Origin of the sequence: Streptomyces sp. NRRL F-6676, assembly GCF_000725625.1 — a bacterium.
GTDB lineage: Bacteria > Actinomycetota > Actinomycetes > Streptomycetales > Streptomycetaceae > Streptomyces.
The window spans coordinates 1-12,506 of sequence record NZ_JOHS01000027.1 but is presented as its reverse complement, the minus strand read 5'-3'; the positions used below and the strand labels follow the sequence as shown (position 1 = coordinate 12,506).

Below are 12,506 nucleotides of genomic sequence, written 5' to 3'. Positions count from 1 at the left end.
CCACCTCCACATCCACCTCTCGCAACCCCCTCAGCACCACACACACCAGGAGCGGCAGCGATGCCCCAGCAATCCGCAGCGACCGTGAACCCCCACCCCGGTACGCACGACCGCGCGACCCACGACCTCGTGATCAGTCGTGCACACGTCTTCGACGGTCACCGGGCACTCGACGGTCTGTACGACGTCGCCGTCGACGGCGCGGAGATCACCGCCGTCTCCGCCGAGCCGCTCCGGGGCGGGCGGGAGGTGGACGCGGCCGGAGGGTGGGTCGTGCCCGGCCTGATCGACACGCACGTCCACTTCTACGACGTGCACGCGATCACCGACGCGGCCTCGATGCGGGCCTTCGAGGAACAGGACATCCCCGGGCGGCTCGGGCTGTTCCTCGACCACGGAATCACGACCATCAAGTCGGTGGGCGACCCGACGGACGGAATCCTGGAGACCCGGGCCAGGATCGCCGCCGGCACCCTGCGGGGCCCGCGACTGCTGGCGACCGGTTCCGGTATCACCGGACGCGACGGGCATCCCGCCGCCACCATCTTCAAGGGCAACCCCTGGGCGCGCGAGCGCTGGGCGGCGGAGGTCGACGGCGTGCGGCACATCCGCGACCTGGTGCACCACCTCGCCGACCGCAAGGTGGACGCGATCAAACTCCTGTCGGAAGGCGCGTGCGCGCACTCCGGCGGACCGGCGTACCTCTGGCGGAACCCCGCCTTTCCGGATGCCGTCGAGTTGGAACGGCTTCCCCTCGATCTCCTTCGGGCGGGTATCGAGGCCGGGCATGAGCGGGGCCTTCGGGTCACCGTCCACACCGCCCAGCAGGCCGCGGCGCGCGAGGCGATCGAGGCCGGGGCGGACGGCCTGGAGCACGGTGTCACCGTCGAGCCCCTCACCGACCACTCGCTCATCGAGCTGATGCTCGAACACGACATCACCTACACGCCCACGCTCTGGGGCGACGACGCCCACCCGGATGCCCGTGGCAATCTCAAGAAGGTCGCCGAGGCGGGCGTGCGCATCGCGCTGGGCAGCGACACCTTCAGCGGCCGGGGCCTGTTCGGCGCCAACACGCTGGAGGAGGCCGAACTCATGGTGGCGGCCGGGCTGACGCCCGCGCAGGTGCTGGTCGCGGGCACGAGCGGCGCGGCGCGGCAGTGCGTCCGCCCGGACCTCGGCACGGTGGCCCCGGGCAAGCGCGCCGACCTGCTCCTGCTGGGCGCCGATCCCACCGCGGACATCGGCAACCTGCGCGCTCTGCGCATGGTGTTCCTGAACGGCGCGCTCGCCGTCGACAAGCGCTGAGGCCTGTCCGACGGGCCCCGGGCGCCCCGTCCGGATTCCCTGGGCGCCCAGCCCGGATCCCCCGGGCGCCCCGTCCGGATCCCTATGCCGGCCGGGGCGCCCGCCTCACCCGTGATCCGCGCAGCACGGCGTCGGGTTCGGGACCTCGAACGGGGCCAGGCGGCCCGCCGGGGCCGGGGTGAGGGCGAGGGTGAGGTGGCCCGTGTGCCAGGTGGGGCGTACATGGGCGCGGGTTTCGATCTCCGCCGTCGGGGCGGGCGGCTCGGGGGTGCCCAGGACCGTCGCCTGCTCGATCGCCGTGTGGGTGAGGAGGTGCTCCAGGGTGACCGTGCCGGTGACGGCGTCCGCGCCGGGGTAGAGCACGGCGCGGCCGGACTCGCGGTGGGCGTGTTCGCGGGCGGCGCCGGCCGCCGCTTCCGCCAACTCCTCCGGTCCGTGGCGGAGTTCGGCGTAGGCCGCGCCCGTCTCCGGGGCGGCCGACGCGAGGTGGGCCACCAGGCGGTGCCACACCGCCCGCGCCGTGGCCTCGTCCGGCAGGGCGAACGTCGTCGCCAGGTGGGGGCGGCGGCCGGTGCGCACGGGGTGGGTGCAGGCGACCGTCGTGGGCGGGAGGGCGAGGCCGGCGGCCAGGTCGTGGATCAGGTGGTCGGCCTCGCGCAGGGGCGCGGAGCCGGCGTCCACACCGATCACGGTGCGGACGCCGGACGACAGCGGGGGCAGGGAGGTCATGCGGGCAGGACCCACATGGGGTTGGAGTAGAACCACAGGTCCTTCCACGGGTCGGCGTCGCCGACGACGTCCAGCGCCGGGCCCGCCGGGTCCACGGCCGCCCCGTGCGCGCCGACCGCCGACCGGTTGCCGTCCGTCCCGCGCAGCCGCACGTACACCGGGCGGTCGACGCGGCCGAGCGAGTACGTCAGGCGGACGGTGCCCGTGGCCTTGTCGACCTCGAAGGACTTGACCACCTTGGTGTCCGGTGCCGTGAACGTGTCCTTGTCGGAGACGGCGCCGGTGACCGCGCCCCGGATGACGTCCACACGGGCCAGCTTCGGCGTGAACTGCGCCCAGTTGGGACCGTTCGCGAGGCTGATCTCGACGACGAGGTCGACCTTGCTGCCCTTGCGCACGTGCAGCGCGCCGCCCAGCGTGATCTCCCGGCCGCCGCCGCGCAGCCGGGCGTCGAGGCCGCTGAGGAGGGCGCCGTGGTCGACCCAGACACGGCCGGCGCGGATGCCGTCCATCACCGACTGGTACGAGAAGGACGCCGCACCGACGTGCGTACGGGAGTACTGGCCCGGCCAGAAGTCGGTGTCGGTGAGGTTGAGGTCACCGCCGTAGACCGGTTCGTCGTAGCGGCCGTTGGCGGTGAAGTCGCTGTTCGGGCCGCGTACGGCGGTGTCGGCCCAGACGTTGTGGGAGTCCGAGTTGGCGGTGATCCACCAGGGCTTGCCCTCGGCGAGCAGGCTGTCCCACAAGCCGCCGACCGTGGCGGTCATCCAGTCGAAGCCGCCCCAGGTGCGGTAGCTCTCCAGCGGGTAGCCGGCGAAGGAGTCGGCACTGGGGCTGTTGTCGTAGATGCCGCGCGCGGAGCCGGGACCGTGCGGGGCGGGCAGACCGCCGGCCTGGTGGCCGGGGGCGCCCTCCATGCCGACCGCGATGTCCGGCTGCGCGTCGCGCCAGCCGCGGATCTCGTGCGGGGAGTCGATGCCCTTGCGGGCGGGGTGGTTGGCGAGGAAGAGCGCGTCCTTGACCTTGCGACGGCGGACCTGCGCGGCGAGGAAGTCGATGCCCGCGATGGCGAGGGCCTCGTTGGCGGGCGTGCTCGCGGTGGCCTTGTTCAGACCGCCGTCGTACGTCGTCTCGAACTGCTTGAGGACGGCGACCTCGTGCCGGCCGGGGTGCACGAAGACGGTGCCGTGCTCGGCGGCCGGGATGTTCCACTCCAGGCCCTGGAAGACGAGCGTGTCCTCGATCGCGTCGCGGGCGGCGACGATGTCGGGGTTGACCTTCTCGACACCGATCTTGGCGTGCTGCTCGCTCGCGTGGTCGGTGATGACCATCCAGTCCAGGCCGTGGGCGTTGCCCTGGCGCACCTGGTCGATGACGCGGTACTTGGCGTCGGAGCTGTACTGGGTGTGGATGTGGTGGTCGCCGGCCAGCCACAGATAGCGGCCCGAGCGTGACTCCCGGCGCGACTGGTCCGAGGCGGGCGCGGTCTGCGCGGCGGCCTGACCGGCGCCGACGCCGCCGAGCACGCCGCCGGCGGCGAGGCCGGCGCCGAGCAGACCGGCGCGGCGCACCATCGCGCGCCGGGAGAGCTGCTGGGGCGACAGCTCCTCGTCGGGAACGGCCAGGTCGAAGGCGGCCGGGACGGCGTCGTCTTCGGCGCCCCCGTGGCCGTGGCCGTGGCTGTGGCCATGGGGGTGGTGAGGGTGGTGGTGTCCGTTGCCGCTGTGTGCCATGTCAGCTCCCGCTGCGCGGTGGGGTGCCCGTGACCTGCCGGGACGTCGTGCCGAGCGTGCTGAGGCGCGGTGAATGCCGGGCGTGGGCGCGGTGGCGGAGGCGGGAACGGTTGCCGACGGTGTCCCGGGCGTTGATCGTTCGTGCGGACGGCACATAGGTTGCGTCCATGACGACGACTGATCGGCACGACGTTCGGCAGGATGTTCGACACGGTGTTCGGATCGGCGTGATGTACGACCGGGACTGGGCGCCCGAAGGGCTGCCCGGGTTCGCCCGGGAGGTCGAGGCGCTCGGCGTGGACGACCTCTGGGTCGTCGAGGACCTCGGCTGGAACGGGGGCGTGTCGGCGGCGGCCGTGGCGCTGGGGGCGACCGAGCGGCTGCGGGTCGGCATCGGGATCACGCCCGCGCCGCTGCGCAGCCCGGCGCTGCTGGCGATGGAACTGGCCACGCTGGCGCGGGTGTTCCCGGGCCGGCTGGTCTCCGGGATCGGGCACGGCGTGCGGGAGTGGATGACGGCGGTCGGCGTCGCCCCGCGCTCCCCGCTCGCGCTCCTGGAGGAGACGATCACGTCCGTACGGGCGCTGCTGCGCGGGGAGCGGGTCGAGCTGGCGGGCCGGGAAGTACGGCTGGACGGCATCCAGTTGGTGCATCCGCCGGCCGAGGCGCCGCCGGTGGTCGCGGGCGTGGTGCGGCCGCGCTCACTGGAACTCTCCGGGCGGGTCGCCGACGGCACGGTGATCGCGGAGGGCCACGGCCCCCGCGAGGTGGAGTCGGCCCGGGCGCTGGTCACCAAGGGCGGCGCGGGCCCGGAGCACACCCTGACGGTGCTCGCCTTCACCTGCGTGGACGACGACCCCGCCCACGCCGCCGAAACCCTCCGCCCCCACACGGAGGGCCAGGCCGCCTGGCTCGGCCGCCCGGCGGAGGAGGTCTTCACCGTCTCCGGCCGCGCGGAGGACGCCGCCGACCGCGTACGCGAACTGGCGGCCGCCGGCGCGGACACGATCGTCCTGCGGGTGGCGGGTGCGGAGCCGGTACGGCAGCTGGAGGCCGTACTGGGGGCGCTGGGGCGGTAGGGCCGTGGCCCACCGGCAGGCGGGGGCCGGTCACCACGTGGCTCCGCCGCGCCCCGCTGGCGAACCGTCGCCCCGTGCGCGGAGACTGGTGGGTATGCGGAAGATCTCACTCGACGCCCTTGTCCGCGAGCACCTCGAGCGTGCCGCCGCCGCCTCCACCGGGCGCAGTGCCGCCACCGTGCACGGTGGACACGAGAACGTGTTGCGGCAGACCGTGCTCGCGCTGACCGCCGGGACCTCGCTCTCCGAGCACGAGAACCCGGGCGAGGCGACGCTGCTCGTACTGCGCGGGCGGGTGCGGCTCACCAGCGGGGATACCTCGTGGGAGGGGCGGAACGGGGATCTGCTCACCGTCCCGCAGGCGCGGCACGGGCTGGAGGCGCTCGAGGACGCCGCCGTACTGCTCACCGTGGCCAAGCGCGACTGACGTGACGGACGGGGCCCCCGAGCCGCTGCTCACCTTCGGGCACGGCACCGCCGGTGAGGAGGAGCTGGCCGGACTGCTGGGCGGCGCCCGGGTGGCCGCCGTGGTGGACGTCCGCACCGCCCCCGGCAGCCGCCGCAACCCGGACGCCGGCCGCGACGCGCTCGCGCGCTGGCTGCCCCGCCGCGGTCTCGGCTACCGGTGGGAGCGGCGGCTGGGCGGCTTCCGGCGGGCGGCGCCCGACTCCCCCGACACCTTCTGGGAGAACGCGTCCTTCCGCGGCTACGCCGGTTACACCCGCGACCCGGAGTTCGTCGCGGCGATGGACGACCTGCTGCGCGAGGCCGCGACCGCCCGTACCGCCGTGATGTGCGCGGAGTCGGTGTGGTGGCGCTGCCACCGGCGGCTCATCGCGGACTTCGCGGTACTCGCCCGCGGCACCGAGGTGTGCCACCTCATGCACGACGGCCGGCTCACCCCCCACCGGCCCACACCCGGCGCCCGGCTGCGCGACGACGGGCTGCTGGTCTACGACGTCCGGGACGACGACTGAGCCGCCACCGGGCCGGGGCCCCGCGTCAGGTCGTCGTCGCCAGTACCGTGCAGCCCAGCGCGAGCAGTGCCGCGACCTTCACCAACTCCAGGCCCACGTAGTACAGATGCGCCCGGGAGCGGCGCAGGGCCGGGTCCTCGCCCGCGAGCACCGCGTCGGAGCGCCGGTTCAGCCGGGGCCGTACGACGAGCAGCTGCCCGGCCAGCACCACCGCGGCGACGGCGACGAGCGCGACGATCGCCGCCGAGGGGCTGCCCACTGCTGTCGCCACGATCGCGGCCACCGCCAGGCCCGCCTCCGTGAGGTTCAGCGCACGGAAGACGATACGGCCGATGCCGAGCCCGACCGGGATCGTCACCCCCGGCGCCCGGAACTTCAGGGGCGCCTCCAGGAAGGAGATCGCCAGCACCATCCCCAGCCAGAGGAAGGTGACGGCGCCTGCTACGGCCGCGGAGGTCGGGTTCATCGTGTCGCTGCCTTTGTGGTCGAGAAAGTCGAGAAGTCGAGAAGAGCGGGGGCGTTACGCCGCTCGGGCGGGGGTCAGGTGGGCGACGCACGCGTCCGGTTCCGCGAACGGTTCCAGGCGCGCGGCCTCGACGGGGGCGCGCAGTTCCGCCAGTGCGCCCTGCATCAGGCCGAGGTGGAGCGGGCAGACGACCCTGCCGTACTCCTCGGCGAGTTCGAGGAAGGGGCAGTGCCGCAGCCGGATCCGGTCGGGGCTGCCGGCGTCGTCGCCGTCGGGCCGCGGGGCGAAGCCCAGGTCGTCGAGCATGGCGGTGACCCGCTCGACCGACTCCCGTGCCGTGGGGCGACGGGACGGGGTGAACGGGTCGACCAGATGGCGGCCCCAGTCCCGGCCCGCCTCGGTGGCCTCGGCGGCCGCCTCGGCCTCCGGCCCGGCGGACGCCAGCCGGCTGACCAGTACCCGGGCGAGCAGCTGGTAGTGGCGTGCGCCGCCCCGGTCCATGCCGCGCCGGGCGGTGTGGACGGTGCGCGGGCGGCCGGGACCGGACGGCTGCTCCACCGTCCGCTCCACCCGGCCCTGTGCCACCAGCGCGTCGAGATGGAACCGGACCGTGTTGGGGTGCACGCCGAGCCGCTCGGCGACCTCGGTGATACCGACCGGGGCGGACGCCCCCCGCACGGCGTCGAACACCGCCCGACGGCGCGGGGAGAGCGGTGCGCTCTCCTGGTGTGCGGACACGGCGATCACCCTTCTTCCCGTCGGCCCCCGGCTGCTCATTTTCTCCAAATGGTACATGTAATAATCAGGCGCAGTTCAGACGCGTGGGACGAGAGGGACAAGAGGGATGAGAGGAACGCCGATGCCGCCGACGCCGCCCGAGGCACACGAGACGGACCCCGACCCGGCCCCCGGCGCCGCTCCGACGCCGCCCCCCGTGCCGAGTCTGCTGTGCGACGTCCAGGCCCTCGCCGCGCGGCCGTCCGCACCGGCGGGCGCGCTGTGGCGGCTCGCCGAGTCCGGGCGCCAGCTCGACGCCAACCTGGTGCACCTGCCGCCGGACCAGGGCGTCGACACCCACACGGAGCCCGATCTCGACGTACTGCTCCTCGTCGTCGCGGGCGGCGGCCGGCTGGAGTCGCCCGGGGACGGCGGCACCGTCGTACCCCTCGCGGAGGGCGCCCTGTGCTGGCTGCCGCACGGTTCGACCCGCCGCCTCGCCGCCGGCCCGGACGGGCTGTCCTACGTCACCGTCCACCGCCGCCGTCCGGGCATGCGGATCAAGTCACGGCCACCCGAGGGGCGTTGACGGAAAGTGACGGAGGTCGACAGACACACATGGTCTGTCAAGATCCGTTTTGTCATGGATTGTGAGATCTGGCACACCGTTCACGCCACCCCTGCGTGAACTTGGCCGGAAAGCGCCAGAGTTGGGCGCGTGGCGGCCTCGTACGGAAGACGGAGCGGTCCTGGCGGGCGCGCACACTGCGAAGGAGGGTACCCGGCAGGGCGGTTCCCCCTGCCGGCCACCACCCACGCCACAGGAAGCAGCCTTCCCATGCACGACATGCACGACGCACCTCGCCGTCCGGTCCGCACCGCCGCCTCCGACACCGCGACCTCCTCCGACACCCCGTACGTCCCGCACGTCCCCTACTTCCAGCCGCACACCGTGACCACCGCCGAGGTCGTCCCCGGTGACCTGCTCGCCCTGACCGAGCGGGACGTGGCCGCGGACCGCTGGTTCGTGGTGACGCACACCGTGCCGGAGTCCCCGGAGACCATCCGCGTCACCCTCCGCCCGCCGCTCGGCGGCACGGACCACGAGGAGTTGCTCGCCCGCTCCGCTGACGTCGTCGTCGCCTGCCGGCGCATGGACGTCAGCCGCATCCCCCTCGTCACCTCCAGCGATCTTCACGCCGTCGGCTTCCGGGACGGCGACCGGGTCACCACGCTGCGGGTGGTGGACCCGCGCGCCGAGGAGGAGACGTACGTACGGCGCTGGGGCGGCTGGTACCGGGACCTGGAGAACCGTGCCGAACAGCCGCTCTCCGACGACGAGTTGCGCGAGCTGGCCGCCGGGGCCGCCCGCACCGACCGGCTCGTACGCCACCACCCGCGCCCCCGGCGGTCGGCGGGCGGGGTGGTGCCGCGCCGGGTCGTGGTCACCGGGCTCGGCGCGATCACGCCGCTCGGCGTCGGGGTGGCCGAGCTGTGGCAGGGGCTGCTCGACGGGCGGTGCGGCATACGGGAGTTGGCGGGGGAGGAGTTCGCGGGGCTGCCGGTACGCATCGCCGGGACCGTACCCGTGGACCCGGCGGCCCTGCTGCCGCGCACGCAGGCCCGGCGGATGAACCGGGCCGCCCAGTTCGCGGTGCTCGCGGCGCGGGAGGCCTGGCGGGACGCCGGGTTCGACGTCGCCGGCACGGTGGAGAGCGGGCTCGACCCGGAGCGGGTCGGGGTGTCGGTCGGGGCGATCCTCGGTGACGCGTCCGTCCTCGTCGGTGGCGACCGCAGGCTGCGGGAGAAGGGGCCGCGCGCGGTGTCGCCGCTGACCACGCCGATGTGCGTGCCCTCGCAGGCCGCCTCCCAGGTGTCGCTGGCGCTGCGGATCACCGGCGAGGCGCGCACGGTGACCAGCGCGTGCGCCTCCGGCACGGAGGCGATCGGGCAGGCGATCGACCGGATCCGGTACGGGCATGTCGACGCGGTGCTCGCCGGGGGTGCGGAGGCGGTGGTGACGCCGGCGATCATGGCGTCGTTCGCCTCGATGCGGGCGCTGTCCACGCACGGGCTGGAGGAGGGGACCTCGCCGTCGCGGCCGTTCGCCAAGGACCGCAACGGGTTCGTGAACGGGGAGGGGGCGGGGTTCCTGCTCCTGGAGGCGGAGGAGCACGCGCGGGCGCGGGGGGCGCGGATCTACTGCGAGGCGGCGGGGTGGGGGCTGTCGGCGGACGCCCACCACATGGCGGCGCCGGATCCCTCCGGGAGCGGGGTGGCGTTGGCGTTGCGGCGGGCGTTGCGGGACGCGGGGGCGCACGCGGTGGACGTCGTGCATGTGAACGCGCACGCGACGGGGACGGTGGAGGGGGATCTCGCGGAGGCGGGGGCGGTGCGGGGTGTGCTGGGCGGGGTGGTGCCGGTGACTGCCGTCAAGGGTGCCGTGGGGCACTTGCAGGGGGCCGCCGGCGGGGTGGAGGCGGTGGTGACGGCGTTGACGTTGGCGGAGGGGGTGATTCCGCCGACTGTGGGGTGTGAGGTGGTGGACGGGGCGGTGGGACTGGATGTGGTGCGGGGCGCGCCGCGGGAAGTCGGGGGGCCGGGGGGTGGTGTGGCGCTGAGCAACTCGTTCGGGTTCGGGGGGCACAACGCGGTGTTGGCTCTGCGGAGGTGGGGGTGAGCGGGGGCTCTTGGGCGGGGGGTCGCCCGGGAGTTTTTCGCCCCCGCCGCCCCTACCCTTCCCATCCCTTCAAGGGGCTTCGCCCCTTGGACCCCGTTGGGTGCGTGGTCGGGTGCGGGTGGGTGGGGGCTGGTCGCGCAGTTCCCCGCGCCCCTTACGGGGCACGGTGGTGGCTCGCGTCCCCGTGGCGGAGCCGCGCACACGACACAGCCCCGCGTCCCTTGTCACGCCGAGCGTTTGCGGGTGGTGGTCTTCTTCGTCGCGGTTTTCTTGGTGGTTGCTGACTTCTTGGCCGCCGGGGACTTCTTCGCCACTGTCGTCTTCTTCGCCGGGGTCTTCTTCTTCGGGAGGTTTCTGACCTCGGCGTGTTCCTCGTCGTTCCCGGAGGGTTCCGCGCGGGACTGTTGGGCCGCCCGGACACTGCTCTCCAGTGCTGCCATCAGGTCCAGGACCTTGCCGCTGCGGGGCGGGGCCGAGGGTTCCCGGGGTTCTTCGCCGGAGGTCTTCGCGGCGATGAGTTCCTCGACCGCTTCCCGGTAGTCGTCGTGGAGGTCGTTCAGGTCGACCTCGCCCAGCGTGTCCATCAGGGCGTCCGCGAGGTCGAGTTCCTTGTCGCGGACGGTGACGTTCGCGTCCGGGGCCACGCCCTCCGGGGCGCGGATCTCGTCGGGCCAGAGCAGGCCGTGCATGGCGATCACGTCGTCCACCACCCGGAGCATGCCGAGCCGCTCCCGCCCGCGTAGCGCGTACTTCGCGATGGCCACGCGGTTGCTGCGCTTCAGCGCCTCGCGCAGGAGGGTGTACGGCTTCGCGGCCGGGACGCCGTTGGCGCCGAGGTAGTAGGCCGCGCCCATCTGGAGCGGGTCGATGCGGTCGGCGGGGACGAAGGCGACGATCTCGATGGTCCGGGTCGTCGGGATCGGCAGCTGGGCCAGGTCCTCGTCCGTGATCGGGACGATCGAGCCGTCCGCGTCCTCGTACCCCTTGCCGATCTCGGAGGACGTGACCTCGCGGTCCTCCAGCTCGCAGACCTTGCGATAGCGGATGCGGCCGCCGTCCTCCGTGTGGATCTGGCGGAAGGAGACGGAGTGGCTCTCGGTGGCGTTCACCAGCTTGATCGGGATGCTGACCAGGCCGAACGAGATGGCGCCGTTCCATATGGATCTCACGTACAGCACCCTTCCGAGTCGAGTACGGCGGCGGTATTGCGGACGGCATACAGCCGTTATGCCCCGTTTTCGTGGGATTGTCATCGTATGACGCCGATGACAGAGGTGGAGGGGCGGCGGCTCGCGCTCAGCAATCTGGAGAAGGTGCTGCACCCGGCGACCGGCTTCACCAAGGGCGAGCTGCTGCACTACTACGCCACCACCGCCGACGCCCTGCTCCCCCATCTGCGCGACCGCCCGCTGTCCTTCCTGCGGTACCCGGACGGACCCGACGGCCAGCTCTTCTTCGTCAAGAGCGTGCCGCCGGGGACGCCCGAGTGGGTCACCACGGCCGAGGTGCCGCGTTCGGAGGGACCGGCGCGGCAGGTCGTCGTGCAGGACCTGCCGTCGCTGATGTGGGCGGCGAACCAGGTGACCGAGTTCCACACCCCGCAGTGGCGGGCGCAGGCGCCGGGCGAGGCGGACCGGCTGGTGCTCGATCTGGACCCGGGGGCTCCGGCGACGGTCGTGGAGGCCTGCGAGGTCGCGCTGTGGCTGCGCGAGCGGCTGGCGGCGGACGGGATCACGGCGTACGCGAAGACCTCCGGGTCCAAGGGGCTGCACCTGCTGGCGGCGATCGCGCCGGTGCCGTCCGAACGGGCGACGGAGTACGCCAAACGGCTCGCGGTGGAGGCGGAGAAGGCCATGCCGGACCTGGTGCTGCACCGGATGACCCGCAGCCTGCGGCCGGGAAAGGTGTTCGTGGACTGGAGCCAGAACGCGGCGAAGAAGACCACGGCCGCCCCCTACACGCTGCGGGCGCGCCGCGAGCCGCTGGTCTCCACGCCGGTGACCTGGGAGGAGGTCGCCGAGTGCCGGGCGCCGGAGCGGCTCGCCTTCCGGGCCGCGGACCTGGCGCCGCGGCTGCGGGAGTACGGGGATCTGATGGCGCCCTTGTGCGAGACGGAGGGGGCGGCGGCGGAACTGCCGTGACGCACGGGTCCCCTCGGACCCTTCGGACCCCTCAGATCCATCGGATCCATCGGACCCCTCAGAGGCGTGTCCAGGTGTGGCGGTCGCGGGCCAGGGCGTACAGGGACTCCGCGTCCGCCGGTTTCAGGACGCCGCCCAGGCGGGTGAGGGTGCCGGACAGGTCCGCGGCGCGGAGGACCCGCAGGCCGTCGCGGGGCGGGGCGGTGACCTCCAGCCGCGCCGGGGCGACGACGGCGAGGAGCGGGGTGACCTCGGCCGTCAGGGCGTACGAGGCCCGGTGGGCGTCGGCGCGCAGACGGCGCAGCAGGGGCTCGGCCTCATGGCGGCCGGTGGTGACCATGGGGTCAGCGACCTGGACGCGCTGCCGGTGGGCGTACAGCGCGTGGACGCAGAGGAGGCCGCCGGGGCCGATGGCCAGGTGGTGGATGCGGTCGCCGCCGGGGAGCGGAAGGGAGTGCAGCACGTGCCAGCCGGCGCCGTCCAGTGCGTCCAGGGTGTCGCCGACCGTCTGTTCGGCGGTGAGGGCGTGGTGGCGGGGGTCGGGGCGGAGGCGGGCGACGGCGGGGTGGCGGTGGCGGGCGGGGGTCCGGTCCAGGGCGACGAGGAGGGCCTCGCCGGGGCGGTTGGGGGCGAGGTCGTCGTCGGGGTGGAGGGCGAGGCGGGCCAGGTCGGCGGA

At 73.8% G+C, this 12,506-nt stretch carries 13 protein-coding genes; 7 read left to right on the top strand and 6 right to left on the bottom strand.

Features of this window, described 5'->3' with window-relative positions:
- The first annotated feature begins 60 nt into the window (after positions 1-60).
- The gene (locus IO29_RS18145; protein WP_030380536.1) at positions 61-1,308 is read left to right on the top strand and encodes an amidohydrolase family protein; all 1,248 of its coding nucleotides are present in this window, start codon (positions 61-63) and stop codon (positions 1,306-1,308) included.
- Positions 1,309-1,413: 105 nt separating this feature from the next.
- Here IO29_RS18145 and IO29_RS18140 read toward each other — a convergent pair whose 3' ends face one another.
- Entirely contained in the window at positions 1,414-2,037 is a 624-nt protein-coding gene (locus IO29_RS18140; RefSeq protein WP_030380535.1) for a hypothetical protein, read from the bottom strand.
- Positions 2,034-3,770, bottom strand: coding sequence for a CehA/McbA family metallohydrolase domain-containing protein (locus IO29_RS18135; protein ID WP_030380534.1), 1,737 nt, complete (start codon positions 3,768-3,770; stop codon positions 2,034-2,036). The genes IO29_RS18140 and IO29_RS18135 overlap by 4 nt, the downstream gene beginning before the upstream one ends.
- A gap of 167 nt (positions 3,771-3,937) precedes the next feature.
- Between IO29_RS18135 and IO29_RS18130 the strand changes: the two genes are divergently transcribed.
- The 3 genes from IO29_RS18130 to IO29_RS18120 all read left to right on the top strand — a co-directional run bounded on the left by IO29_RS18130 (position 3,938) and on the right by IO29_RS18120 (position 5,826).
- On the top strand, positions 3,938-4,849 hold the full coding sequence (locus IO29_RS18130; RefSeq protein ID WP_051707747.1) for an LLM class flavin-dependent oxidoreductase: 912 nt from the start codon (positions 3,938-3,940) through the stop codon (positions 4,847-4,849).
- Positions 4,850-4,943: 94 nt separating this feature from the next.
- Positions 4,944-5,276 carry a cupin domain-containing protein gene (locus IO29_RS18125; RefSeq protein WP_030380532.1) on the top strand — a complete coding sequence of 111 codons (333 nt, stop codon included), beginning with the start codon at positions 4,944-4,946 and terminating at the stop codon, positions 5,274-5,276.
- 1 nt (position 5,277) lies between these two features.
- Positions 5,278-5,826 (top strand): DUF488 domain-containing protein, encoded by a 549-nt coding sequence (locus tag IO29_RS18120; RefSeq protein ID WP_030380531.1) that lies wholly within the window; start codon positions 5,278-5,280, stop codon positions 5,824-5,826.
- A 25-nt stretch (positions 5,827-5,851) separates the two neighbouring features.
- Here the strand turns inward: IO29_RS18120 and IO29_RS18115 are convergent, their stop codons facing one another.
- The gene (locus tag IO29_RS18115) at positions 5,852-6,292 is read right to left on the bottom strand and encodes a hypothetical protein (RefSeq protein WP_030380530.1); all 441 of its coding nucleotides are present in this window, start codon (positions 6,290-6,292) and stop codon (positions 5,852-5,854) included.
- A gap of 54 nt (positions 6,293-6,346) precedes the next feature.
- Complete coding sequence (locus IO29_RS18110) at positions 6,347-7,030, bottom strand: helix-turn-helix transcriptional regulator (protein WP_030380529.1); 684 nt, start codon at positions 7,028-7,030, stop codon at positions 6,347-6,349.
- A 121-nt stretch (positions 7,031-7,151) separates the two neighbouring features.
- On the opposite strand from IO29_RS18110, the gene IO29_RS18105 reads away from it, so the two are divergent.
- Positions 7,152-7,598, top strand: a complete 447-nt coding sequence (locus IO29_RS18105; protein WP_033225986.1) for a cupin domain-containing protein — start codon at positions 7,152-7,154, stop codon at positions 7,596-7,598.
- A 258-nt stretch (positions 7,599-7,856) separates the two neighbouring features.
- Entirely contained in the window at positions 7,857-9,689 is a 1,833-nt protein-coding gene (locus IO29_RS18100; protein WP_078618338.1) for a beta-ketoacyl-[acyl-carrier-protein] synthase family protein, read from the top strand.
- Between the two features lie 224 nt (positions 9,690-9,913).
- On the opposite strand, the gene IO29_RS18095 is transcribed toward IO29_RS18100, so the two are convergent.
- Complete coding sequence (locus IO29_RS18095) at positions 9,914-10,867, bottom strand: non-homologous end joining protein Ku (protein WP_030380526.1); 954 nt, start codon at positions 10,865-10,867, stop codon at positions 9,914-9,916.
- 78 nt (positions 10,868-10,945) lie between these two features.
- Between IO29_RS18095 and ligD the strand changes: the two genes are divergently transcribed.
- Positions 10,946-11,830: a non-homologous end-joining DNA ligase gene (gene ligD, locus IO29_RS18090; RefSeq protein WP_030380525.1), complete on the top strand. Its 885-nt coding sequence runs from the start codon at positions 10,946-10,948 to the stop codon at positions 11,828-11,830.
- 58 nt (positions 11,831-11,888) lie between these two features.
- Here the strand turns inward: ligD and IO29_RS18085 are convergent.
- Positions 11,889-12,506: nuclease-related domain-containing protein (locus tag IO29_RS18085; RefSeq protein ID WP_037840558.1), on the bottom strand; the 618-nt coding region annotated here is incomplete at its 5' end.